Here is a 23,784-nt window from a genome sequence, read left to right as displayed (position 1 = left end):
CCCGCACCCTTCGTTCGCTCCCCCCCCCACACGGGCGCGCGCCTGCCGCGCGCCGGCCGGGGCCGGAGAACGCCGAGGGCGCGCCCGACGGTGTCGGACGCGCCCCGGAGCACTCCCCGTGGGGGCTACTCCACGGTCACGCTCTTGGCCAGGTTGCGCGGCTGGTCCACGTCGTTGCCCTTGGCCAGCGCCAGCTCACAGGCGAACACCTGCATCGGGACCGTCGCCACGATCGGCTGGAGCAGGGTCGGCACGGCGGGGATCTCGATGAGGACGTCCGAGTACGGGCGCACCGACTCGTCCCCCTCCTCCGCGATCACGATGGTGCGGGCGCCGCGGGCGCGCACCTCCTGGATGTTCGACACGATCTTGTCGTGCAGCACGCTGCGCCCCTGCGGCGAGGGCACCACCACGACCACCGGCAGGCCCTCCTCGATCAGCGCGATCGGCCCGTGCTTGAGCTCGCCCGCCGCGAACGCCTCGGCGTGCATGTAGGCCAGCTCCTTGAGCTTGAGCGCGCCCTCCATCGCCACCGGGAAGCCCACGTGGCGGCCGAGGAACAGGACGGTGTCGGCGTCCGCCAGCGACCGGGCCAGCTCGCGCACCGGCTCGACCGTGTCCAGCACCTTCTCCACCTGCTCGGGCATGGTGGCCAGCTGGGCGATGACGGCGTCGATCTCGTCGCCGAACTTCAGCCCGCGCACCTGCGCCAGGTACAGGCCGATGAGGTAGCAGGCGGCCAGCTGGGTGATGAAGGTCTTGGTGGCGGCCACCCCGACCTCCGGGCCCGCGTGCGTGTACAGCACGCCGTCGGCCTCGCGCGGGATGGTGGAGCCGTTGACGTTGCAGATCGCCAGCACCTTGGCGCGCTGCTCGCGGGCGTAGCGGACCGCCATCAGGGTGTCCATGCTCTCGCCCGACTGCGAGATCGCGATCACCAGGGTCTGGCGGTCCAGGATCGGGTCCCGGTAGCGGAACTCGCTGGCCACCTCGACCTCGCACGGGATGCGGCACCAGTGCTCGATGGCGTACTTGGCGATCAGGCCCGCGTGGTACGAGGTGCCGCAGGCGATGATGACGATCTTCTCGACGGCGCGCAGGTCCGCCGCGGACAGCCGCATCTCGTCCAGGGTCAGCTGCCCGCCCACGGACAGGCGGCCCAGCAGGGTGTCGGCGATCGCGCGCGGCTGCTCGACGATCTCCTTGAGCATGAAGTAGTCGTAGCCGCCCTTCTCGGCGGCGGAGGCGTCCCAGTCCACGTGGTACTCGTTGACCTCGACGGCGTTGCCGTCGTAGTCGGTGACGCGCACCGAGTCCGGGCGCAGCTCCACGACCTGGTCCTGGCCCAGCTCGACCGCCTCGCGGGTGTGGGCGATGAACGCGGCCACGTCGCTGGCCAGGAAGTTCTCCCCCTCGCCGCGGCCGACGACCAGCGGCGAGTTGCGGCGGGCGGCGACCACGAGGTCGGGGTCGTCCACGGAGACGGCGACCAGCGTGAAGGCGCCCTCCAGGCGCTTGCAGACCGCGCGCACGGCGGCGGGGAGGTCCCGCTCGGCCTGGGCCGCCAGCTCCACGCTGAGCAGGTGGACGGCGACCTCGGTGTCGGTCTCGGAGAGGAACTTGCAGCCCTGGTCCTCCAGCTCCAGCCGCAGGGCCGCGAAGTTCTCGATGATGCCGTTGTGGACGATCGCCACCCGGTTGTCGTTGTCGACGTGGGGGTGGGCGTTGACGTCGTTGGGGGCTCCGTGGGTGGCCCACCGGGTGTGGCCGATGCCCGCGCCCTCACCGCTGATCGGGCGCTCCTCCAGCGCCCCCCGCAGGTTCGCGAGCTTTCCCGCCCGCTTCTCGGTGTGCAGGGCGCCCTCGCCCAGCACTGCGACACCCGCGGAGTCATATCCGCGGTACTCCAACCTCGCGAGGCCGTCCACGACGACCTGGAGCGCCGATTGCGGCCCGACGTAGCCAACGATTCCGCACATGGCCGCCAGCGTAGGCCAAAAAGGACGCTGAATCGACCAACCACCACTTGATACCAATAGTCGTTTTCGCAGGTAACGGTATAGACCATTTGGTGTACCACGGGTAGACCGCGCAGGTGGGGGACGTGCGGGGTCCGCGAGTGGGGGCCGATTCCGCCCCGCCGCGCCCGGCCGAAAAAATTCTGCGGGGGGCGCCCGGGCCGGAGCCCGCCCCCGCGTGTTCCCCCGCGCCCCGCAAAGGGTAGGCCTGCGGAAAGGGCCCGTGGACGCGGGCGCCGCCGGCGACCGCGGGGAGGAGGCGGGCGGGCGCCCGGGTGAACGTGTGGTGTCCACCACGTTCCGAACCCGTTCCGGGCTTACCCGGGACCGGCCGCCCGGTCCGGTCGAGGCCCTCGTCTAGGGTGGTCATTCGTGTCTCACGCGACGAAGAACGGCGTCTCCACGCCGTACGTGGAACTGGACCGGGAGGCCTGGGCGGCCCTGCGGGCCTCCACCCCGCTCTCCCTGACCGAGGCCGAGCTCTCCCGGCTGCGCGGTACCACCGACCCGACGTCCCTCGACGACGTGCGGGACGTCTACCTGCCCCTGTCCCGGCTGCTCAACCTGTACGTCGGCGCCACCCAGCAGCGGCATGCCGCCGTCCGGGGGTTCCTCGGCGAGGCCGACCGGCCCTCGCCGTTCATCATCGGCGTCGCCGGCAGCGTCGCGGTGGGCAAGTCCACCACCGCGCGCCTGCTCCGCTCCCTGCTGGCCCAGTGGCCCAACCACCCCGACGTGGAACTGGTCAGCACCGACAACTTCCTCCACCCCAACGCGGTGCTCGAAGCGCGCGGCCTCATGCGCCGCAAGGGCTTCCCGGAGAGCTACGACCGGCGCGCCCTGGTCCGGTTCGTCTCCGAGATGAAGGCCGGGGCCGACCGCATCGACATCCCCGTCTACTCGCACCTGAACTACGACACCGTCCCCGGCGAGCGGCAGACCGTGCACCGGCCCGACATCCTCATCGTCGAGGGCATCAACGTGCTCCAGCCGGCCCACGCCGGGCGGCTCGCGGTGTCCGACTTCTTCGACTTCTCCATCTACGTCGACGCCAAGGTGGACAACATCCGCGGCTGGTACCTGGACCGCTTCCGGGAGCTGCGCCGGACCGCGTTCTCCGACCCGCGCTCCTACTTCCACCACATGGCCACCACCCTCAAGGAGGAGGAGGCCCTGGGGTTCGCGGCCAACACCTGGCGGACCATCAACGAGGTCAACCTCGTCGAGAACATCCGGCCCACCCGGGGCCGGGCCACCCTCGTCCTCTTCAAGGGCGACGACCACCGGGTCAGCCGGGTGCGCCTGCGCAAGACCTGACGGGCGGCGGACCGGCCGGCACGGGTAGGCTGGTCCTTCTCTCTCCACGGCCCACCCCGGACTGGGGACGCCGTGCGCTTCACGAGGATCGGAACGAACCGGGCCCCACGCGGGCGACCGGGGCGGGACCCGCGCACGCGCGACGCCGTGCCGTGTCCCGTCGATCCACCCGAGGTCCGCATGACCACGACCGATCCCGCCACCGCACCCCTCGACCCCGAGCTCGCCGCCGAACGCGACTCCCTGGCCCGGGCCCGCGCCGCACTGCGGGCGATGCGCCAGGAGGTCGAGGGCACCGACCTGATGCTCGGCGACGTCGTCACCGACAAGGTCACCAACGCCGCGCTGACCCGCGGGCGCAGGCGCCGCCTGGCCGCGCTCGCCGACATGCCCGGCGCGCCGCTGTTCTTCGGCCGCCTCGACTTCGAGCCCGGCACCGTCTTCCTCGACGAGGACGCCGGCCGCGGACCCGACCGGGTCCACATCGGCCGCCGCCACGTCCACGACCCGCGGGGCCGCCCCATGGTCCTGGACTGGCGCGCGCCCGTCAGCGTCGCCTACTACCGGGCCTCGCCCGCCGACCGGATGCTGGTCCGGGTGCGCCGGCGCTACGGGTTCACCACCGTCGGCCGCGGGCCGCACGAGGACCCCGAGGTGGTCCTCACCGCGTTCGAGGACGAGCACCTCGTCGGCGCCCCCGCGCCCGACGAGCGCCCCGGCGCACTGCTGGCGGCCGAGATCGAGCGGCCCCGCACCGGGCCGATGCGCGACATCGTCGCCACCATCCAGCCCGAGCAGGACGACCTGGTCCGCGCCCCGCTGGCCACCACCCTGTGCGTCCAGGGGGCGCCGGGCACCGGCAAGACCGCGGTGGGGCTGCACCGCATCGCGTTCCTGCTGTACACCGAGCGCGAGCGCCTGTCCCGGTCGGGGGTGGCGATCATCGGCCCCAACCGGTCGTTCCTCTCCTACATCCGCGACGTGCTGCCCGCCCTGGGCGAGGTCGACGTGGGCCAGGCCACCGTCGCGGAGCTGCTCACCCGGGACCTGCCCGAGCGCTTCCGGGCCGCCGGCGGGTGGGTCCGCCGCACGGAGGAGCCCTTCGCCGCCCGCACCAAGGGCGACGCCCGCATGGCCGAGGTGCTCCGCCGCGACCTCTGGTCCCACCTGCGCGAACCCGTGGAGGCACTGGTGGTCCGCCGCGGCTCGCGCCGCTGGCGGCTCTACCCGGAGGACCTGCGCCCCCTGCTGGAGGAGCTGGCCGGGCGCGGCGTCGCCTACGGCTCGGGCCGCGAGCTGCTCTCCCACCGCATCGCCCACACGGTGCTCACCCTCATGGAGTCCGAGGGGGAGGTCTGCGACGACCGCACCCACGCCCAGGTCCGCCGCGACCCGGCGGTGCGCGCGGCGGTGACCGCCCTGTGGCCCAAGGTGGAACCGCTGTCCCTGGTGCTGGGGCTGCTCACCGACCCCGGGCGGCTGGCCCGGGCCGCCGACGGGATCCTCACCGCGCGGGAGCAGGAGGCGGTCCTGCTGCCGGGCCGGCCCCGGGGCCCCAAGTCGGCCCGCTGGTCGGCGGAGGACCTGGCCCTGATCGACGAGGCCCGGGCGCTCGTCGAACGGCCCGGCGGGCTGGGGCACATCGTGGTGGACGAGGCCCAGGACCTCAGCCCCATGCAGTGCCGGGCCATCGGCCGCCGCTGCGAGTCGGGATCGCTCACCGTCCTGGGCGACATCGCGCAGGGCACCAGCCCGTCCGCGGCCCGCACCTGGTCGACGCTGCTGGAGCACCTGGGCAAGCCCACCGGGCACCTGAGCGTCCTGGACCGGGGGTACCGGGTGCCCGCCCAGATCATCGACTTCGCCGCGCGGCTGCTGCCGAGCATCGCCCGGGGCCTGGGCGCTCCCGTCGCGGTCCGCCGCGCCGCGGGCTCACTGTGCGTCACCCCGGCGGCCGAGGGCCTGGCCGAGGGCGTGGCCCGGGCCTGCCGCACCGCCCTGGAGGGCGAGGGGTCGGTCGGGCTGATCGCCGCCGACGCCGACCTGCCCGCCCTGCTGGCGGAGCTGGCCGCTCGGGGGCTGGAGGTCCCCGTCCTGGACGACGACACCGGCCTGGACGCCGCCCGCCTGGTCGCCGTTCCGGCGGGCCTGGCCAAGGGCCTGGAGTTCGACGCGGTCGTGGTCGCCGAGCCCGCCGCCATCGCGGAGGCGGAGGAGCGCGGGCTCAACCGCCTCTACGTCGTCCTCACCCGCGCCGTGAGCACCCTCCACGTCGTCCACGCCCGCCCGCTGCCGCAGGCACTGGCCGCCGAGGGGACCACCGGCTGACCGCGCCCGCGGGCCGCGGTGCGTCACACCGCGGCCCGCGACCGCTCCGCGGAGATCTGGGAGACCCTCTGGTGGGAGATGCCGAGCAGCAGGGCGATGTCGCGCCGGCCGGCACCGATCTCGACCAGGGCGCCGATGGCGCCCGCCAGGGCCTCTCGGGCCCGGGACACCGTGTCGTCCGCTCCCTGCACGTGGAGGGAGACACGCACGTCTTCCAGGGGGACGTCGAGAACCCCCGAGATCGCGTCCCCGGCCATCACCTCGGCTTCGCCCAGGATGTGCGCGTAGGTGTGGATGCGCAGGTCCGGTACGTCGATGGACCAGGAGCGGCCGTCCCGCTCGCACCATGCGTCGTAGTGGTGTTCGACCCGGTTCGCAGGTTCTCGACCTCCTTGATGGTGTTGAGCGCGGTGGGTTCGGGGATGTCCGCGTGACGTCCCACCGGGAAACGGCGGCCCCCGACCACCGGGGGCGTCACCGGCCGACCGCGACCGGGGGGCGCGCGGCGCGGGACCGCTTCCAGGGGCCGGGCAGGACCCCCGCGGCCAGCAGCCACAGGGCGACGGTGACCAGGTGCGCCCGCTCCAGGAAGCCCAGGGCGACGCCCGGGTCGCCGTCGCCGCCGGACACGAGCACGGCGAGCACCAGCACCGCGACGGCGGCCAGCGCCTGGAGGGCCGCCAGCGCCGCGACCCACACCCAGGCCGGGTCGGCCGCGCCGCGGCGGTCCAGGGCCAGGGTCACCGCGCCGAGCAGCGCGGCCACGATCGTGACGGTCGCGATGACCGGCTGGGCGGCGGTGGCCCCGCCCACGCCCTCGCCCAGCGCCTCCGACGCGCACGCCACGTCCGTGGAGACCACGCACCGGCCCGGGAGCAGCGAGGCGACGAACGACGCCGCGCCGAACACGGCCATCGACCACCACGACACGGTGAGCAGGCGGCCGGTCCGGCGGGCCCCCAGCGTCAGTCCCAGCACCGCCGCCAGCACCACCAGGATCGACCCGGTGCGGTGCGCGCTGTCCAGGAAGCGGCCGAACACCGCGTCCGGATCGGCCAGCGCCCCCTGCCCGGCGGCCCCGCCGGGCATGAGGACCTCCAGCGTCCACATGCTGTACACGATCGCGGCGGCCACGGCGGCGACCCGGCCGTCCCTGTAGTCCCAGTGCCAATGTCCCGAGTACGACATCGGACCCTCCGTTCTCACCTGGATCCCCCTCGACGTCTCTCGGACGGAGGATTTCCAGGCGCTCCCGGTCACACCGGTTCGTCAGGGGACCTTATGCCCCGGTAGGCACGTGGTCACCCTTCGGCGAGACCCCGCGTCGGCCAACTCGCGGCGTCACCGTTATCCGCGCGCGTGCCCGGGCGCGGCATCATGCAGAGAACGGAGGAGAACGGGTACGTACGGGCGACCCGGCCGACGAAGGAGTGCGCACGATGGACGATCCGACCACGACACGGTGGGTGATCGTGGGGGTCGACGGTACCGACTCCAGCCGCCACGCGCTGGAGTGGGCGGCCCAGCAGGCGGTCCTGCGCGGGCTCGGCGTGCGGATCGTGGCCGCCGCCGGAGCCCTGACCTCCGTCGGGGTGTTCGGTGCGCACACCCGCATCGACGTCCCGCCGGACGAGGCGGACACCGGCGGCGCCGAGCGCCTGCTGTCCTACGCCGCCGACTGGGTGTCGCGGCTCTTCCCCGAACTGCGGGTGCTGACCCGGCTGTCCTACGCCCGCCCGGTGGACGCGCTGCTCGCCGAGGCCTCCGGAGAGGGGGCGGTGGCCGTGGTCGTGGGCTCGCGCGGACTGCGGGGGATCGTCGCCGCGTTCGTCGGCTCCGTCGGCATCGAGCTGGCGGCCCGCTCCCCGGTGCCGGTGGTGGTCCTCCCGCACGAGCACGCCTCCGCGCACGGGGTCCGCGGCCGTGTCATCGTCGGCATCGACGGGTCCGAGCCCAGCCGCCGCGCCGTGGACTTCGCGTTCGCCCAGGCCGCGTTCGCCGACACCGAGCTGATCGCGGTGAGCGCCTGGCAGCCGCTGGTGGCGTTCGCCGCCGCCACCGGACCGATCCCGCCGGAGCTGTTCGACGACACCACCGCCGCCGAGGCGGCCCGCCAGTCCCTGACCGAGGAGCTGGCCGGAGCCCGGCTGCGCCACCCGGAGGTCGGCGTGGGCACCCGGGTGGTGCGCGCCCACCCCGTGGTCGCCCTGCTGGAGGAGGCCACCCCCGCCGACCTCATCGTGGTCGGCTCGCGGGGCCGCGGCGGGTTCCGGGGGCTGCTGCTCGGCTCGGTCAGCCACTCGGTGCTGCACGGCGCCCGCGGCCCGGTCGCCATCCTGCGGTAGCCGTGCCCCGGGGCCCGCGCCCGGCCGCCCTCCCGTGCCGCCCGGGGCCGGGGCGCCCTTCCCGGGGAGCACCGCGGCGCAGGTGAGCGGGCACGGACCGGCCCCCGCGAGGAGCGCGGTGAGCGTCCCGGTCGCCGCGGGCGGCTGCCCGCCCGCACCGTTCCCGCCGGTGCCCCGCCGCCACATCCGGCGGCGGTACCCGGCCGCTCGGCCCCCGCACGGGTGCGCCGCCCCGCCCGGGGACGGACCGGCTCGCGGCGTCCGCGCCACCTGGGGCCCGCACCGGAGCCGCGCCGGACCCGGGCCCGGCGGTCGCCTCCCGCAGTGCCCCCGACCGGGTCGGCGGCCGGGCCCGTCGTGCCGCGCGCGTCGGCGGCCGGGGCGGACGCGTGCGCCCGCCGGGGGCGGAGACCGCCGGCCGCGACGCCGGTCGCGTGCGCCGGGGCCCCGGGATATCCGCAGGCCGGAGCCGGGGCGCCGGACGGCGGTCCACCCGCCCTGCGGCGGGCGGGCCGGGGCGTGTGTGACGAAGCACACGCCGTGTCGTCCCCGGGGCGGCACTTCCCCGCTGCGCAGGGGGAACCGGATTCCGGCAGGTGCGGAACACGCGTCACCACGACCCCTTCCGGCGCGGTGGTGTGCCTTCGGAAAGCCTTGTGGGGCAGCGGAATCCGCTCTTCCAGCCGCACATATTTAGACCATTGGCCTATACCAATTGGTCATCGCGGGGGAGCGTCGTTCATGATGCGAGGGATCTCGAACCACGAAGGAGCCGCTGTGACTGTCGGTATTGATCTGGGCGTGGCCCCGACCTCCCACGAAGAACTGGTGTCCTGGGTTCGCGAGGTCGCGGAGCTGACCCGGCCCGACGCCGTGGTCTGGTGCGACGGCTCCGACGAGGAGTGGACCCGCCTCACCGATCTGCTCGTGGAGCAGGGCACCTTCCGGCGGCTCGATCCGCAGAAGCGGCCCAACAGCTTCTACTGCACCTCCGACCCCACCGACGTGGCCCGCGTCGAGGACCGGACATTCATCTGCTCCGAGCGCGAAGAGGACGCCGGCCCCACCAACAACTGGATCGCCCCCGACGAGATGCGCGCCACCTTCGGCGAGGTCTTCCGGGGCTCCATGCGCGGCCGCACCATGTACGTCGTGCCCTTCTGCATGGGCCCGCTGGGCGGGGAGATCTCCCAGCTCGGCGTCGAGATCACCGATTCCCCGTACGTCGTCGTCTCCATGCGCGTCATGGCCCGCATGGGCGACGCCGCCCTGCGCCTCATCGAGGAGCGCGGGGACTTCGTCAGGGCCGTCCACTCCGTGGGCGCCCCGCTGGAGCCCGGCCAGGAGGACGTCGCCTGGCCCTGCAACCCCACCAAGTACATCTCGCACTTCCCCGAGACCCGGGAGATCTGGTCCTACGGCTCCGGCTACGGCGGCAACGCCCTGCTGGGCAAGAAGTGCTACGCGCTGCGCATCGCCTCGGTGATGGCCCGCGACGAGGGCTGGCTCGCCGAGCACATGCTCATCCTCAAGGTCACCTCGCCCGAGGGCGCGACGCACTACATGGCGGCCGCCTTCCCGAGCGCCTGCGGCAAGACCAACCTCGCCATGCTCCAGCCGACGATCCCCGGCTGGAAGGTCGAGACCGTCGGCGACGACATCGCCTGGATGCGCTTCGACGCGCAGGGCCGCCTGCGCGCCATCAACCCCGAGGCCGGGTTCTTCGGCGTCGCCCCGGGCACCGGCGAGAAGACCAACGCCAACGCCATCGACACCCTGTGGGGCAACAGCATCTTCACCAACGTCGCCCTCACCGAGGACGGCGACGTGTGGTGGGAGGGCCTCACCGAGGAGCCCCCGGCGAACCTGACCGACTGGAAGGGCCGCCCCTGGACCCCGGACTCCCCCGAGCCGGCGGCGCACCCCAACTCCCGCTTCACCACCCCGGCCGGGCAGGCGCCGACCATCGCGGACGAGTGGGAGGACCCGGCGGGCGTGCCGATCTCCGCGATCCTCTTCGGCGGTCGCCGCGCCACCGCGGTCCCGCTGGTCACCGAGTCCTTCGACTGGCGGCACGGCGTCTACCTGGGCGCCAACGTGTCCTCCGAGAAGACCGCCGCCGCCGAGGGCACCGTGGGCGAGCTGCGCCGCGACCCGTTCGCGATGCTGCCCTTCTGCGGCTACAACATGGGCGACTACTTCGCGCACTGGATCAAGGTCGGCGCCGGCGCCGACCCGTCCCTGCTGCCCCGGATCTTCTACGTGAACTGGTTCCGCAAGGACGCCGACGGCCGCTTCGTGTGGCCCGGCTTCGGCGAGAACAGCCGCGTCGTCAAGTGGATCGTCGAGCGGCTGGAGGGCACCGCCGAGGCCGTCGAGAGCCCCATCGGCCTGCTGCCGGCCAAGGGCGGCATCGACACCGAGGGCCTGGACCTCTCCGAGGAGGACCTGGAGTTCCTGCTCTCGGTCGACCCCGAGACCTGGAAGCGCGAGGCCGCCCTGGTCCCCGACTTCTTCCGGACCTTCGGCGCCCACCTGCCGGGTGAGCTCTGGGACGAGTACCACGCCCTGCTGGACCGGCTGGGCCGCTAGCGCGGACCGGGCGACGGCGGGGGCGGGGCGCGGGCACCACGGGGTGCCCGCGCCCCGGCGCGTTTCCGGCCTTCCGTCATCTGAACGCAAGTTTTCAGAAAACGACTGGAAACCCTTGCGCGGTGATCCGGGTCTCATTACCGTGCGGTGGACGCCCCCGCTCCGAGAGGACCGCCCCCCATGAGACCTCCGCACGCGCGCCCCGGGCCCCGGCCCCGCGGCGCCCTGGCCGCCCTCGCCGCGGCGTCCGCCCTGGTCCTGCTCGCCCCCGCGGGCGCGACCGCGCTCCCGGCCCCCGCCGGGCCGGCCGCGGAGCGCGAGGGGGTCGACCTCACCCGGCAGCGGGCCCACTGGATCGACGCGACCACCGTGCTGTGGCCCGCCGACCCCGACCCCGCGGCCTCCTACGCGCTGGCGGCCTCCGCCGACGAGGACTTCGACATCGTCGGCGGCCGGATCACCGGCGAGCACGACCTCTTCGAGCTGACCCCCGACCCCGGCGGGCTCACCGACGACCAGCGCGCGGCCCGCCCCCACCTGGACGGCCTCGCCGTCCTCGACGCGGGCGACCTGGGCGCCGAGCGCCTGCGCACCGCGCTCACCGAACGCCTCACCGTCGTGGAGCGGGACGCCGACGGCACCGTCACCGCCGCCACCGGCGTCCAGATCCCCGGCGTGCTCGACGACGTTTACGCCGCGGCCGCGACGGCCGACCTCGGCGCCACCTGGGACGGCGCGGGCCGACCCACGCTCTCCCTCTGGGCGCCCACCGCCCGCTCCGTGGACCTGGTGCTGACCACCGGCGCCACCGGTGGCGTCCGGCGCACCGTCCCCCTGCGCAGGGACGACCGGACCGGGGTGTGGTCGGTCAGGGGCGGGGCCGCCTGGGCGGGGCGCCACTACACCTTCGACGTGCGGGTGTTCTCGCCCTACGCCGACGGGGGCCGCGGCGCCTTCGTCGACAACCGGGTCACCGACCCCTACTCCGTCGACCTGTCCACCGACTCCGTCAGCTCCCGGCTGGTGGACCTGGACGACCCCGGCCTCGCCCCCCGGGGCTGGGGCGACCCGGACCGCAAGCCCGCGGCCGTCCCGTTCGAGGACGCGGCGATCCACGAGCTGCACGTGCGCGACCACTCCGTCGCCGACCCCACCGTGCCCGCCGCCCTGCGCGGCACCTTCGCCGCGTTCGGCGAGGCCGACAGCGCCGGGATGCGCGACCTCGCCGGCCTGGCCGGGGACGGCATGGACTACGTCCACCTGCTGCCCGTCTTCGACATCGCCTCGGTCCCCGAGGACCCCGACGACCGCGCCGAACCCGACTGCGACCTGGAGTCCTTCGCCCCCGACTCCGCCGGGCAGCAGGCCTGCATCGACGGCGTCCGCGCGCGCGACGCCTTCAACTGGGGATACGACCCCTACCACTACACGGTCCCCGAGGGCTCCTACGCCGCCGACCCGCAGGAGCGCGTGGCCGAGTTCCGCACCATGGTCGACGGCATCAACGGCGCCGGCCTGCGGGTGGTGATGGACGTGGTCTACAACCACACGCACCAGGCCGGACAGGGCGAGCAGTCCGTCCTCGACCGCGTCGTCCCCGGCTACTACCAGCGCCTGGACGCCGACGGCGGGGTGGAGACCTCCACCTGCTGCGCCAACACCGCGCCCGAGCACCTCATGATGGGGAAGCTGGTGGTGGACTCGGTGGTCACGTGGGCCCGCGACCACGGGGTCGACGGGTTCCGCTTCGACCTCATGGGCCACCACCCCAAGCAGAACATGCTCGACGTGCGCGCCGCCCTGGACGCCCTCACCCCGGAGGAGGACGGCGTCGACGGCGGGGCCGTCCTCCTCTACGGCGAGGGCTGGAACTTCGGCGAGGTCGCCGACGACGCCCGGTTCGAGCAGGCGACCCAGGCCAACATGGCCGGGACCGGCATCGGCACGTTCAACGACCGGCTGCGCGACGCGGTCCGCGGTGGCGGCCCCTTCGACGAGGACCCCCGGGTGCAGGGCTTCGGCAGCGGCCTGTACACCGACCCCAACGGCTCGCCCGCCAACGGCACCGCGCGGGAGCAGGCGGACCGGCTGCGCGGCCACCAGGACCTCATCAAGGTCGGCCTCACCGGCAACCTGCGCGACTACCGGTTCACCGACTCCTCGGGACGCGAGGTCACCGGCGGCGGCGTCGACTACAACGGCGCCCCGGGCGGGTACAACCTGTCCCCGCGGGAGGCGGTCGCCTACGTCGACGCACACGACAACGAGACCCTCTACGACGCCCTCGCCTACAAGCTCCCGCCGCACACCCCGATGGAGGACCGGGTGCGGATGCAGGCGCTGTCGCTGGGGACGGCGCTGCTCGGCCAGGGGCCGGTGCTGGTGCACGCGGGCAGCGAGCGGCTGCGCTCCAAGTCGCTGGACCGCAACTCCTACGACTCCGGCGACTGGTTCAACCGGTATCCCCGGGACTGCGCCGAGGGCAACAACTTCGGGGTCGGGCTGCCCCCGGCCTGGGACAACGAGGACAAGTGGGTGTACGCCCGCCCGTTGCTGGCCGACCCCGCGCTGGTCGCCGACTGCACGGCGACCGACGCCTCCCGCGAGCGCTTCGGCGAGCTGCTGCGGATCCGCGAGTCCACCCCCGCGTTCTCCTTGGGCACCGCGGAGGAGGTCCAGGAACGGGTGTCCTTCCCGCTGAGCGGAGCCGACGAGGCGCTCGGCGTCATCACGATGCACATCGACACCGCCGGCCTGGCGGGGGAGTGGTCCTCGGTGACCGTGGTGTTCAACGCGACGCCCGCGGCGGCGGAGCAGGAGGTGGACGCCCTGGCCGGCGCCGACGTCGCCCTGCACCCGGTGCAGGCCGGGTCGGGCGACGGGGTCGTGCGCGAGGCGGGCTTCGACCCGGGCACCGGCACCCTGTCCGTGCCGCCGCGCACGGTCGCGGTGTTCGTCGAGAACGAGCCGTGAGGGCGTGCGGCGGCGCCTGCGGCGGGCCCGGGCCGCGGGACGGCCGACGCCCGCGGCCCGCCCTGCGGCGGGTCCGCCGCAGGGCGCCGGGAGGGCGCCGCCCGCGGGCGGACGGGCCCTGACCCCGCGGGGCTCCGGCGGCCGACCCGCTCCGGCCGCCGGAGCCCCGCCCGTTCGCGGGCCGCACATTCCCGGGTGTTTCCGCGAACTCCCCCAAGGCGATTCCGGTCCGTGCTAATCATGTGACCGACAGTCACAAAATCTGCCGTCGGGAACCCCTATGATCACCCTGCTCCTCGTCCTCGCCGTCCTGGCCACCATGGTGGCGGGGGCCGTCCTGGCCGTCGGCCGCTTCCGCGTCGACGACGAGGACTCCGGCGGTGCCATCGGCATCGTCGTCGCCCCCTGCGTCCTCGCCCTCTACCTCGGTTCCGCCGCCATGGGGGTGGTGATCGGCTGGGAGGGCTTCAAGGGGGCCGAGGACGGGCTGATGTCCGAGGTCGGCTCCGCCCAGTCCCTGTACTGGAGCACCGTCGCCCTGCCCGAGAGCGAGTCGGAGGAGGTCCGCGACCGCCTGCGCGACTACATGGGCTCCGTGGTCGAGGACGACTGGCCCGCCATGGTCGCCGGCCGGGGCCTGAGCCCCGAGGCCGACGCCGCGTACGCCGACCTGGCCGCCTCGGTGCGGTCCCTGTCGGTCTCCGACACCGGGGACGGCCTGGACCGGCTCACCGCCCGCCAGGAGCTGAACTCGCTGGGGGAGGCCCGCCTGGAGCGCGCCGACGCCGCGACGGAGGTCATGCCGCCGCTGCTCACCGGCATCGCCGCGCTCTCGGCGACCGCCGTCGCGATCCTGCCGTTCGCCATGCTCAGGAACGGCTCCCGCATCGCCTACTTCTGGGCCGCGGCCAACCTGGTGTTCGTCTTCGCCACGGTCGTGCTGCTCTTCTACATGGGCCACCCGTTCAGCGGCGTCCTCGCCCACGACTCCGGCGGGATCGAGGACGCCCTGGCCGGGTTCGACGACATCGACCGGGCCATGACGGCCCCGCTGTCCGCCTACTGACGGTTCGCGCGGGCGGCGGCACCCGCGGACGCGGCCGCCGCCACCGCCACCACGACCAGCAGGACCGCGGTGGTGCGCATCGTGCCGAAGGCCGGGGAGACGGTCGCGCCGCCCCCGGTCATGTCGGCCGGGGGCAGTCCGGCCGCCGCCGCCACGGCCTCCTCCGGCCGGTCCTGGCGCACCGGGTCCGCCGGAGGGGACGCGGGGTCCGCGGGCTCGGCCGCCCCGGGGGCCGGGGCGGGGTCCGCGGCGGCCCCGGGCTCCCCGTCGGGGGCAGGCTCCCCGGGCCGCGGTTCGGGGTCGGCGGGGTCCCCGGGCTCGGCGGGCGCGCCGGGCTCCGGCTCCGGTGCGGGCGGGGGCGGCACCTCCCCGCCGGGCGGGGGGACCTCGGGCGCGGGCGGCTCGGGCGCCGGCGGCGCGGGCGGCGCGGGCGGCTCGGGCTGCGGCTCCCGCGGCGGGCACGCCGGGGCCCGGCCGGAGTGGACCACCACCCGGGTCCCGTCGGCGCAGATCAGCACGTGGGCGACCGGGGTCCGGCCGGCCCGCGTCTCGACGCGCTCGGGGCCGGTCTCCACGTGGACGCCGGGCGCGTCCACCCGCACGCCGCCCTCTCCGGTGGAGACCGAGACGGGACCCTCGGAGACGGTGGTGGAGCCGGCGGCGGCCTGCGCCGCCGGGGCTCCGCCGATCAGCAGCAGACCCGTGGCCAGCACGGCGAAGGCGCGGCGGGGGGAGGTCATATCACTCCTCGTGCTCGTTGTATGACACTCGGAGATCGTACGGGGTCGGCGCGTCCCGCGGGTCCGGAACACCGCGCCCGGGGTCAGGGAGAGTGCAGGCGCAGCACCGCGTGCTCGGCCCAGTCCGGCGGCCTGGTCAGCCGGGACACCACCACCATCGTCGTGAACGCCAGCGGGATGGTCCACGCCGCGGGCTGCGCCAGCAGCACCGTCATCCACCCGTCGGGCGTCGGCAGCAGGATCGACCACCCCACCGCGCCGGTCGCCGTCACCCCGCCCACGGACAGCCCCGCCGCCGCGCCGGGCAGGGTCAGCCTGCGCCACCAGATCCCCAGCACCAGCAGCGGGCAGAACGTCGACGCCGCCACCGTGAACGCCCACACCACCAGCACGTTGATGTCGATCTGCTCGGCGGGCAGCGCCAACAGCACCGCCACGCACGCGCCCACCGCCACCGCCAGCCGCAGCCGCGGCACGCTGCCCTGGAACAGGTCGTGCGACAGCCCGCCCGCCAGCGCCAGCAGCAGCCCCGACGACGTGGACAGGAACGCGCCGAACGCCCCCGCCGCCACCAGCGCCGTCAGGACCGTCCCCGCCGACCCCGGCACCGCCTGCGCCGGCAGCACCACCGCCACCGTGTCGGTGCCCTGCAACAGCACCAGCTGCGGGGTCAGCACCCGCCCCAGCAGCCCGTACACCGCCGGGAACAGGTAGAACAGGCCGAGCAGGGCGATCACCCCCACCGCCACCCGCCGGGCCGTGCGCGCCGTCGGGCTCGTGTGGAAGCGCATGATGACGTGCGGCAGGCCCATACAGCCCAGGGTGATCGCCAGCAGCGTCGACCACGTCTCGAACAGCGGGAACCCGCCCGAGTTCAGCAGGGGCGTGCTCCACCGCTCCCCGCCCAGGTCCGGCAGTCCGGCCGGGTGGGGCACCGCCGACCCCTGCGGGAACACGTACACCGTCCCCTCGGGCACGGTGTGGTCGCCCGCGGCCAGCTCCAGCCGCCCGCCGCCGGGGGCGGTCACCTCCACCGGCTCGTCCAGGCCGAACCGGGTGTCCACGGTGAACTCCACCGGCGTGGTGTCCGAGAAGTGCGTCCCCCACTCCGGGTGCAGCGCCTGCGCCCGCACGTCCGCGCCCGCGTGCGCCACCAGGTAGACCGCGGGGATGGCGATGAACAGCAGCTTGACCACGTAGTGGAACGCCTGCACGTAGGTCGCCGACCGCATGCCCCCGGCCGCGATCGACCCGCTCACCACGATCCCGGCCAGCACCACGCCCACCCAGTACGGGGTGCCGCTGACCAGGGCCAGCACCACCCCGGCGCCCTTGAACTGGGGCACCAGGTACAGCAGCATGATCACCAGCACGACGCAGCCGCACAGCTTGCGCAGCCGGGGCGCGCCCAGCCGGTACTCGGCGAAGTCCGGCACCGTGAACGCCCCCGACCGGCGCATCGGCCCGGCCACCAGCGCCACCACCGCCACGTAGCCCGCGCAGAACCCCACCGCGTACCACATGGTGCCCAGGCCGTTCTTGAGCAGCAGCCCCGACAGGCCCAGCACCGAGGCGGCCGACAGGTACTCCCCGGCGATCGCCATCGCGTTCCAGTTCGGCGACACCCGGCGCGAGGCCACCAGGAAGTCGGAGGTGGAGCGGGCCGCACGGACCCCGTACACACCGATGACGAGGCTGGTGACCAGGACCAGGCCGATGGCCATGACGGAGATCACGGTTCGGTGGGCCCCTTCCCGGCGGCCCCCTCACCCCGGGCCGCCGCGTCCTCCTCGGCCCGCTCGGCGGAGCGCACGTGCCACAGCGCCAGCAGGAACAGCAGCGGGTACACCGCCACCACCAGCAGCGCCCACGACACCGGGACCCCCGACACCCGCAGGACCGTCAGCTGCGGCCACAGCGCGAAGGCACCGCTCATCCCGAACAGCAGCAGCGACAGCAGCGCCACCGTGCGCACCGCCGTCCGGCGCTGGCGGCGGAACAGCCGCCGCGCGGCCTCGGTGTCCACCGGCCCGGGGATCGGCAGCAGGTGCTGGGCCGGGCGGTTGCCGCGCGCCAGCGCGATCCGGGTCTGCGGGCTGGTCAGCTTCTCCCGGCGCGGACTCATGGCGCCTGCCGCGGGGAGCCGTCGGGTTCACCGTCCCGGGGCCGCGGGGTCTGGGCGTTGGCGGCGCGCCCGAGCTGGTCGCGGCGGGCCGCCTCCAGCAGCAGGGCGCGCAGGTGCCGCCCGTGCCGGCGGCTCACCGGCACGTCCCCGGCGGGGGTGCCCGCCACCAGGCCCGAGGAGGAGGTCACCCGCAGGTCGCGCACCCACGGGATCGCGATGAGGAACCCCCGGTGCACCCGGACGAACCCCGCCGCCGCCCACACCTCCTCCAGGTACGACAGGGACAGCCGGATCAGGTGCCCGCCCTCGGCGGTGTGCAGGCGCACGTAGTCGCCCTGCGCCTCCACGAACTGCACGTCGTCGCGCTTGACGAACACCGTGCGCCGGCCCGTGTCGATCTGCACCACGTGCAGGTCCTCCGCCGGGGGCGCGGTCGCCTCCGGGCGGCGCAGCTGCGCGATCCGCCCGACCGCCTCGGCCAGGCGCTCCGGCCGGATCGGCTTGAGCAGGTAGTCCACGGCGCCGATGCCGAACGCCTCCACGGCGTGCGCCTCCGACGCCGTCACGAACACGATCGACGGCGGTTCGGACATGACGCTGAGCACCCGGGCCACGTCCATGCCGTCCAGTCCGGGCATGAGGATGTCCAGGAAGGCCGCGTCGATGGACTCCACCCCGAGCAGGCGCACGGCCGCCGCGCCGTTCTCGGCCACCAGCACCCGCGCCACCTCGGGCATGTCCCCGAGCAGCGACGCCATCTCCTGGCGGGTGGACGCCTCGTCCTCCACCACCAGGACGCGGAGCGCGGGCTTCACTGCGCCACCACCCCCCGGGTGAACCTCGGAACGCGCACGGTCACCTTGGTCCCCTCCCCCAACGCGGTCTCGATCACCAGACCGTACTCGGGTCCGTAGACCGCGCGCAGCCGCTGGTCCACGTTGGCCAGGCCGATGCTGCGCGACTCCGGACCGGTGCCCGCCAGCAGGGCGCGGGCCAGGTCGGGGTGCATGCCGACGCCGTCGTCCTCGATCTCGACGACGCACAGCGGGCCCTCGCCGAACCCCGAGACGCTGATGTGCCCCCGGCCCTCCTTGCGCTCCAGCCCGTGCCGGATCGCGTTCTCCACGATCGGCTGCACCACCAGGAACGGGATCGCCACCGGCAGCACCTCCGGCGCCATCCGCACGGTGATGTCCAGCCGGTCGTGGAACCGCGCCCGCTGGAGTTCGAGGTAGGTCTGCACCGCCTCCAGCTCGTCGGCCACCGTGGCGTAGTCGCCCTTCTCCGAGAAGCCGTACCGCAGGTAGTCGGCGAAGTCCGACAGCAGGTGCCGGGCGCGGTCCGGGTCGGTGCGCACCAGCGCCGCGATGACGGCCAGCGCGTTGTGCACGAAGTGCGGGGAGATCTGCGCGCGCAGGGTGCGCAGGTCGGCGGCGGCGATCCGGGCCCGCGCCCGGCGCAGCGCCGCGTGGTCCAGGGAGTCCGACACCAGGGCGGCGGCGGCTTCGACGTCGGCCTCCACCGGGTCGCCGGAGGCCACCAGCGCGCCGGAGATCTCGTCGGCGACGTTCAGGGGGACGGCGCACACCGTCGTGCCGTCGCTCAGGCGGGTCCGCACGTTGCTGCCGTACTCGAAGACCTGGGCGAGCAGGGAGTCCACCTCCGCCGGCTCCGGCCGGCGCCCGTGGCCGGCCACCGGGCCGTCCAGGTCGGCCAGGACGACGCCGTCCGCGCCGAGCAGCCGCCGCAGGCGCTTGGCGGCGGCGGGCACGCTCCTGCCGTGCAGCCCGTCCCGGAGGTCGACGCCCAGGGCGTGGACCTGGCGCATCAATTCGACGCTCGCCCGCAGCTCCGACGACTCGGGGCGGCGACGTCGGGAGGGGGACAACCACGACGGCCACCGGTACGACACATGACGACGATATCCCAGCAAAGTGTGTCAGCGCTCACGTTGTCCGGGTCACCTTTCGGCTTCCGTAGGAATCTTCGCACGGGGCAGGGCGGTCCGGGCACGGGCCGGGCCCGTCACCGACGGGGGTGACGGGCCCGGTGGGGGATGAGGGTCCGGGGCGGTGGCCGGTACCCGGAGGCAGGGTGGACCCCCGGTCGGGAGTGTGCGGCCACCGTTGGCCGCCGCGGAGCCTCTGTGGTCCGGTGGCGGGGGCTCCGGCGGGAGCCCCCGCCCGGTTCCGGCCCGCCGGGAGGGGAGGGCGGGCCGGAGGTCCGGTGCCGGGCCCGCGCGGTGGGCGCGGGCCCGGCGGGTCCGTCAGTGGTCCGCGGCCTTCTCCGCGCCCGCGCCGGACAGCGCGCGGACCTGGATCTGGGCGAACTTCGAGAAGTCCTGCTCCTTGGAGGTGAGCGTTCCGACGATCGCGCAGACCAGGCCGATCGGGACCGAGAACAGCGCCGGGTTCGCGATGGGGAACCAGGAGAAGTCCGCGCCCGTGATGAGCGAGGTCTCGGCGCCGGACACCACCGGCGAGAAGAAGACCAGGCCCACGGCGCTGATCAGGCCGCCGTAGATGCCGGAGAGGGCGCCGCGGGTGTTGAAGCGCTTCCAGAACAGGCTGAGCAGGATCGTGGGCAGGTTGGCCGAGGCGGCGATGGCGAAGGCCAGGGCCACCAGGAACGCCACGTTGAGGCCCTGGGCGAAGACCGCCAGGACGACCGCGACCAGGCCGATGCCGCCGGCCGCGATCTTGGCGACCCGCACCTCCTCGACGTCGGTGGCCTTCCCCCTGCGCAGGACCGAGTTGTAGAAGTCGTGCGCCAGCGACGAGGAGGACGCGATGACCAGGCCGGCCACCGTCGACAGGATCGTCGCGAAGGCGACGGACGCGATCAGCGCCAGCAGCACCGCGCCGACGACCTCGCCGCCGAAGTGCGCGCCGACCGCCTGTGCCAGCTGCGGTGCCGCGGCGTTGCCCGCCGGGTCCTGGGCGGTGATCGCCTCGTGGCCCACGATGGCCGCCGCGCCGAAGCCCAGGACCAGGGTGAACAGGTAGAAGGTGCCGATGAGGGCGATGGCCCAGTTGACCGACTTCCGCGCGGTGACCGAGTCGGGCACGGTGTAGAAGCGGATGAGGATGTGCGGCAGGCCCGCCGTGCCCAGCACCAGGGCCATGCCCAGGCTGATGAGGTCGAGCTTGTTCCACAGGGTCTGGACCGGGTCGCCCGCGACCTCCACGCCGTAGCGCAGGCCCGGCTCCAGGAACGCCGCGCCCTGGCCGCTGGCCTCGGCCGCGTCGCTCATCAGGGCGCCGAAGTTGAAGCCGTAGATCGACAGGGTGAGCAGCACCAGCAGCGCCGCTCCCGTCATCAGCATGACGGCCTTGACGATCTGGACCCAGGTGGTGCCCTTCATGCCGCCGAAGGAGACGTAGATGGTCATCAGCATGCCGACGACCACGATGCCGACGATCTTGGCGGTCTCGCCGGACATGCCCAGGTAGGTCTCGCCCGGCTGGATGCCCATGAGGAGGGAGATCAGGGCGCCGGCGCCGACCATCTGCGCGAGCAGGTAGAAGATCGACACGGTGACGGTGGAGACCGCCGCCGCGGTGCGCACCGGGCGCTGCTGCATCCGGTAGGAGAGCACGTCGCCCATGGTGTAGCGGCCGGAGTTGCGCAGCAGCTCGGCGACGAGCAGCAGGGCCACCAGCCAGGCGACGAGGAACCCGATGGAGTACAGGAAGCCGTCGTAGCCGAACAGGGCGATCATGCCCGCGATGCCCAGGAAGGAGGCCGCGGACATGTAGTCGCCCGCGATCGCGAAGCCGTTCTGGGTGGCGTTGAACCCGCGCCCGCCCGAGTGGAAGTCGGTGGCGCTGTGGGTGCGGCGGCTGGCCCACACCGTGATGTACAGGGTGGCCGCCACGACCAGGCTGAACAGGACGATGGTGACGGCGCGGCTGGTGTCGCTGACCGCGGTGGTCTCCGCGGCGAGGTACTGGAGGGAGGCGTTCACTCGTCGGCCGCCTTCTCTTCCAGGGCCTTGCGCACGTCGGCGGCGGCCGGGTCCAGGTTCTTGCGGGAGTACGACGAGTACAGGATCGCGATGCCGAAGGTCGTCACGAACTGGAGCACGCCGAACACCAGGGCGAGGTTGAACTGGCCCAGGACCGGGGTGCTCATCAGGTCGCGCGCGAACGCGGACATGAGCACGTACAGCAGGTACCAGACCATGAAGGCCAGGCTCATCGGGAAGATGAAGCGGTACAGGCGCTGCTTGAGCAGGAGGAACCGAGGATCGCTGTGCATCGCGACGACGTCGGCCTCCGACAGCCCCCCGTTCGCGGGGCTCGCCGCCCCCTCCGCCGGGGGTTCGGGCGGTTGCTTCGTTGCCATGTGTGGGTCGTACCTCCGGGGGATGGCGGGGACTGTGCGCTGGTAGAGCCGGGTGGCGTTACATCCGGATTTCCCGAATGTGACCTGTATTACCCGGCACTGTAAGGAGTCGCACTGCCCGGCCAGGAGGGGGCGCGCGGGCGCACGCGCCGAACGAGGTCGTCGAGCGGCGAGCGGTCGCCCACCGTGCGACGAGCGGTCGCCGTGGAGGACGAACGGTCGGCCAGCGGTCGCGGCCTGCGGGGGAGGCCCCGCCCCCGGGGGCACGTCGCCCCTTGTGCGCCGGGACCGGACGTGCGCGCGGGGCGGGCGGGTGTGCCGCGTCGGCCGGTGCCCTCGGGAGCGGAGCGGGCGGTCCCCGTGCGCGGTGCTGCGGGGTGGGCGGGGACGTCGCGGCTGCCGGGGCCTGGGGGCGCGCCGAGGCGGTCGGCACCCGCCGCGCCGTTGCGCGGTCCCCCTCGTGCGCCGGGGGCGGACGTGCGCGCGGGGGCCGCGCCCCGGGCGCGGGGGTCAGTCCCCGGGCAGGACCACGCGGTGGGTGGCCGAGTACACGTTCATGGAGGTGCCGCGCAGGAACCCCACCAGGGTGATGCCCGCCTCCCGGGCCAGCTCCACGGCCAGCGACGACGGCGCCGACACGGCCGTGATCACCGGGATCCCCGCCATCCACGCCTTCTGCACCAGCTCGAACGAGGCCCGGCCCGACAGCGCCAGCACCGTGCCGCCCAGCGGCAGCGCGCCCTCCCGCAGCGCCCACCCCACGGCCTTGTCGACCGCGTTGTGCCGCCCCACGTCCTCGCGGACCACCAGCGGGGCGCCCTGGGCGTCGAAGAGCCCGGCCGCGTGCAGGCCGCCGGTGCGGTCGAACACCTTCTGCTCCCCGCGCAGCGCGTCCGGCAGCGCCGAGAGCGTGGCGGTCGACACCCGGACCGGGTCGTCGGCCACGTCCCAGCGGGCCTGGAGCCGGACCGCGTCCAGGCTGGCCTTGCCGCACAGCCCGCACGAGGAGGTCGTGTAGAAGTTGCGCTCCAGCGAGGTCTCCGGCACCGGCACCCCCGGGGCCAGGCCCACGTCGACCACGTTGAACGTGTTGGACCCGTCCTCGGTCGCCCCGGCGCAGTAGCGGACCGCCCGCACGTCGTCGGCGGCCGAGGCCACGCCCTCGCCCACCAGGAACCCGGCGGCCAGGTCGAAGTCGTGGCCGGGCGTGCGCATGGTGATGGTGAGGGGCCGCCCGTTCAACCGGATCTCCATCGGCTCCTCGGCGACCAGGGTGTCCACCCGTTCACCGACCGCGCCGTCCCTGATCCGCAGCACCCTGTCCCGTACCGTGACGCGACCCACAGCCCTCACCGTCCTCGCTCTCCGTGCACCGCGTGCGGTGCGCGTTCACGCTACCCGCAGGCCAGACGGTAGACGCCACCGTCGTCGGTGCGCTCCAGGTGACCCCCGTCCACCAGGTACCGGCGCAGCGCCGCGGTGTCGTCGAAACAGGTCCGCAGCACGGCGTTGACCTGCTTCTCGTCGTAGTCCGTCCCCGGGGCGAACAGCCGCCGGGAGATCCGGTCCAGCACCTTCGAGCGCACCTCGCGCCGGGCCGGCACGGAGACCAGTCGCCCGTCCCGGAACAGGTCGTCGACCGGGTCCCGGGGCGCGGCCGGCCGCTGCTCGCGCAGGGCCGCGGCGAACACCCCCGTCACCGCCGTCACCCGGCCGTCCTGCTCACGGACCAGCCCGGCCCCGACCAGTTCGGCCAGGTGCCGCGGCGCCCGGCCCCCGGAGAACTCCGCGGCGGGCACGCCGCAGGCCCCGGCGGTGACGACGCGGGCGTACAGCTCCAGGCGTTCGGCGTCGGCCAGGGCGGACACGAGACGGGCGGGGTGCGGCATGCGGGGCTCCCGGGGGTCGCTGCTCCCGCCGCCGGGCGGCGGCG

Annotated in this window: 18 protein-coding genes; 6 read left to right on the top strand and 12 right to left on the bottom strand. The window is 74.3% G+C overall.

Annotated features, from left to right (window positions below; genetic code table 11):
- Positions 1–125: 125 nt before the first annotated feature.
- Positions 126–1,979 (bottom strand): glutamine--fructose-6-phosphate transaminase (isomerizing), encoded by a 1,854-nt coding sequence (gene glmS / locus BUE45_RS08450; protein ID WP_073377184.1) that lies wholly within the window; start codon positions 1,977–1,979, stop codon positions 126–128.
- 450 nt (positions 1,980–2,429) lie between these two features.
- Here glmS and coaA point away from each other — a divergent pair, with 450 nt between their 5' ends.
- Both coaA and BUE45_RS08440 read left to right on the top strand, forming a co-directional pair.
- Complete coding sequence (coaA, locus tag BUE45_RS08445; RefSeq protein ID WP_218619513.1) at positions 2,430–3,335, top strand: type I pantothenate kinase; 906 nt, start codon at positions 2,430–2,432, stop codon at positions 3,333–3,335.
- A gap of 180 nt (positions 3,336–3,515) precedes the next feature.
- Positions 3,516–5,663 carry a HelD family protein gene (locus BUE45_RS08440; protein WP_073377180.1) on the top strand — a complete coding sequence of 716 codons (2,148 nt, stop codon included), beginning with the start codon at positions 3,516–3,518 and terminating at the stop codon, positions 5,661–5,663.
- A 23-nt stretch (positions 5,664–5,686) separates the two neighbouring features.
- On the opposite strand, the gene BUE45_RS08435 is transcribed toward BUE45_RS08440, so the two are convergent.
- The gene (locus tag BUE45_RS08435) at positions 5,687–5,920 is read right to left on the bottom strand and encodes a hypothetical protein (protein ID WP_245832892.1); all 234 of its coding nucleotides are present in this window, start codon (positions 5,918–5,920) and stop codon (positions 5,687–5,689) included.
- Positions 5,921–6,137: 217 nt separating this feature from the next.
- The gene (locus tag BUE45_RS08430) at positions 6,138–6,851 is read right to left on the bottom strand and encodes a DUF998 domain-containing protein (RefSeq protein ID WP_073377176.1); all 714 of its coding nucleotides are present in this window, start codon (positions 6,849–6,851) and stop codon (positions 6,138–6,140) included.
- Positions 6,852–7,102: 251 nt separating this feature from the next.
- Here BUE45_RS08430 and BUE45_RS08425 point away from each other — a divergent pair, with 251 nt between their 5' ends.
- The 4 genes from BUE45_RS08425 to BUE45_RS08410 all read left to right on the top strand — a co-directional run bounded on the left by BUE45_RS08425 (position 7,103) and on the right by BUE45_RS08410 (position 14,639).
- Complete coding sequence (locus tag BUE45_RS08425; protein ID WP_073377174.1) at positions 7,103–8,008, top strand: universal stress protein; 906 nt, start codon at positions 7,103–7,105, stop codon at positions 8,006–8,008.
- Positions 8,009–8,803: 795 nt separating this feature from the next.
- Positions 8,804–10,600, top strand: coding sequence for a phosphoenolpyruvate carboxykinase (GTP) (locus BUE45_RS08420; protein ID WP_245832903.1), 1,797 nt, complete (start codon positions 8,804–8,806; stop codon positions 10,598–10,600).
- 180 nt (positions 10,601–10,780) lie between these two features.
- Entirely contained in the window at positions 10,781–13,573 is a 2,793-nt protein-coding gene (pulA, locus tag BUE45_RS08415) for a pullulanase-type alpha-1,6-glucosidase (RefSeq protein WP_073377172.1), read from the top strand.
- A gap of 280 nt (positions 13,574–13,853) precedes the next feature.
- Positions 13,854–14,639, top strand: coding sequence for a bestrophin-like domain (locus BUE45_RS08410; protein WP_073377158.1), 786 nt, complete (start codon positions 13,854–13,856; stop codon positions 14,637–14,639).
- Here the strand turns inward: BUE45_RS08410 and BUE45_RS08405 are convergent.
- From BUE45_RS08405 to BUE45_RS08365, 9 genes are all read right to left on the bottom strand, one after another.
- Positions 14,633–15,379 (bottom strand): hypothetical protein, encoded by a 747-nt coding sequence (locus BUE45_RS08405; RefSeq protein WP_073377156.1) that lies wholly within the window; start codon positions 15,377–15,379, stop codon positions 14,633–14,635. The two genes, BUE45_RS08410 and BUE45_RS08405, sit on opposite strands and share 7 nt — an antisense overlap.
- A gap of 83 nt (positions 15,380–15,462) precedes the next feature.
- Positions 15,463–17,103, bottom strand: a complete 1,641-nt coding sequence (locus BUE45_RS08400; protein WP_073377487.1) for a sodium/solute symporter — start codon at positions 17,101–17,103, stop codon at positions 15,463–15,465.
- A gap of 8 nt (positions 17,104–17,111) precedes the next feature.
- Positions 17,112–17,504 (bottom strand): hypothetical protein, encoded by a 393-nt coding sequence (locus BUE45_RS08395; protein ID WP_073377154.1) that lies wholly within the window; start codon positions 17,502–17,504, stop codon positions 17,112–17,114.
- Positions 17,501–18,319 (bottom strand): LytR/AlgR family response regulator transcription factor, encoded by an 819-nt coding sequence (locus BUE45_RS08390; RefSeq protein ID WP_073377152.1) that lies wholly within the window; start codon positions 18,317–18,319, stop codon positions 17,501–17,503. The genes BUE45_RS08395 and BUE45_RS08390 overlap by 4 nt, the downstream gene beginning before the upstream one ends.
- Positions 18,316–19,332: a sensor histidine kinase gene (locus tag BUE45_RS08385; protein ID WP_073377149.1), complete on the bottom strand. Its 1,017-nt coding sequence runs from the start codon at positions 19,330–19,332 to the stop codon at positions 18,316–18,318. Before BUE45_RS08385 ends, BUE45_RS08390 begins: the two co-directional genes overlap by 4 nt.
- A 438-nt stretch (positions 19,333–19,770) precedes the next feature.
- Positions 19,771–21,471, bottom strand: coding sequence for a solute symporter family protein (locus BUE45_RS08380; protein ID WP_073377147.1), 1,701 nt, complete (start codon positions 21,469–21,471; stop codon positions 19,771–19,773).
- Entirely contained in the window at positions 21,468–21,851 is a 384-nt protein-coding gene (locus tag BUE45_RS08375; RefSeq protein WP_073377145.1) for a DUF485 domain-containing protein, read from the bottom strand. Before BUE45_RS08375 ends, BUE45_RS08380 begins: the two co-directional genes overlap by 4 nt.
- A 510-nt stretch (positions 21,852–22,361) precedes the next feature.
- Positions 22,362–23,195 (bottom strand): formate dehydrogenase accessory sulfurtransferase FdhD, encoded by an 834-nt coding sequence (fdhD, locus tag BUE45_RS08370; protein WP_073377143.1) that lies wholly within the window; start codon positions 23,193–23,195, stop codon positions 22,362–22,364.
- A 50-nt stretch (positions 23,196–23,245) separates the two neighbouring features.
- Positions 23,246–23,740: a DUF2087 domain-containing protein gene (locus BUE45_RS08365; protein ID WP_073377141.1), complete on the bottom strand. Its 495-nt coding sequence runs from the start codon at positions 23,738–23,740 to the stop codon at positions 23,246–23,248.
- Between the last annotated feature and the right edge of the window lie 44 nt (positions 23,741–23,784).

The sequence above is a fragment of the Nocardiopsis flavescens genome (assembly GCF_900141985.1).
GTDB classification, from domain to species: Bacteria; Actinomycetota; Actinomycetes; order Streptosporangiales; family Streptosporangiaceae; genus Nocardiopsis; species Nocardiopsis flavescens.
Note: the sequence above shows the minus strand (reverse complement) of the source record. Positions and strands in the feature narration are given on the sequence as shown.

Excerpts from the sequence above, each read along its gene's own strand:
- BUE45_RS08375 (WP_073377145.1), bottom strand. The coding sequence starts at position 21,851 with ATGGCAACGAAGCAACCGCCCGAACCCCCGGCGGAGGGGGCGGCGAGC.
- BUE45_RS08440 (WP_073377180.1), top strand. The coding sequence starts at position 3,516 with ATGACCACGACCGATCCCGCCACCGCACCCCTCGACCCCGAGCTCGCC.
- BUE45_RS08405 (WP_073377156.1), bottom strand. The coding sequence starts at position 15,379 with ATGACCTCCCCCCGCCGCGCCTTCGCCGTGCTGGCCACGGGTCTGCTG.
- BUE45_RS08435 (WP_245832892.1), bottom strand. The coding sequence starts at position 5,920 with ATGGCCGGGGACGCGATCTCGGGGGTTCTCGACGTCCCCCTGGAAGAC.
- glmS (WP_073377184.1), bottom strand. The coding sequence starts at position 1,979 with ATGTGCGGAATCGTTGGCTACGTCGGGCCGCAATCGGCGCTCCAGGTC.
- BUE45_RS08365 (WP_073377141.1), bottom strand. The coding sequence starts at position 23,740 with ATGCCGCACCCCGCCCGTCTCGTGTCCGCCCTGGCCGACGCCGAACGC.
- BUE45_RS08425 (WP_073377174.1), top strand. The coding sequence starts at position 7,103 with ATGGACGATCCGACCACGACACGGTGGGTGATCGTGGGGGTCGACGGT.
- BUE45_RS08395 (WP_073377154.1), bottom strand. The coding sequence starts at position 17,504 with ATGAGTCCGCGCCGGGAGAAGCTGACCAGCCCGCAGACCCGGATCGCG.
- BUE45_RS08385 (WP_073377149.1), bottom strand. The coding sequence starts at position 19,332 with ATGCGCCAGGTCCACGCCCTGGGCGTCGACCTCCGGGACGGGCTGCAC.
- BUE45_RS08400 (WP_073377487.1), bottom strand. The coding sequence starts at position 17,103 with ATGGCCATCGGCCTGGTCCTGGTCACCAGCCTCGTCATCGGTGTGTAC.
- BUE45_RS08430 (WP_073377176.1), bottom strand. The coding sequence starts at position 6,851 with ATGTCGTACTCGGGACATTGGCACTGGGACTACAGGGACGGCCGGGTC.
- BUE45_RS08410 (WP_073377158.1), top strand. The coding sequence starts at position 13,854 with ATGATCACCCTGCTCCTCGTCCTCGCCGTCCTGGCCACCATGGTGGCG.
- pulA (WP_073377172.1), top strand. The coding sequence starts at position 10,781 with ATGAGACCTCCGCACGCGCGCCCCGGGCCCCGGCCCCGCGGCGCCCTG.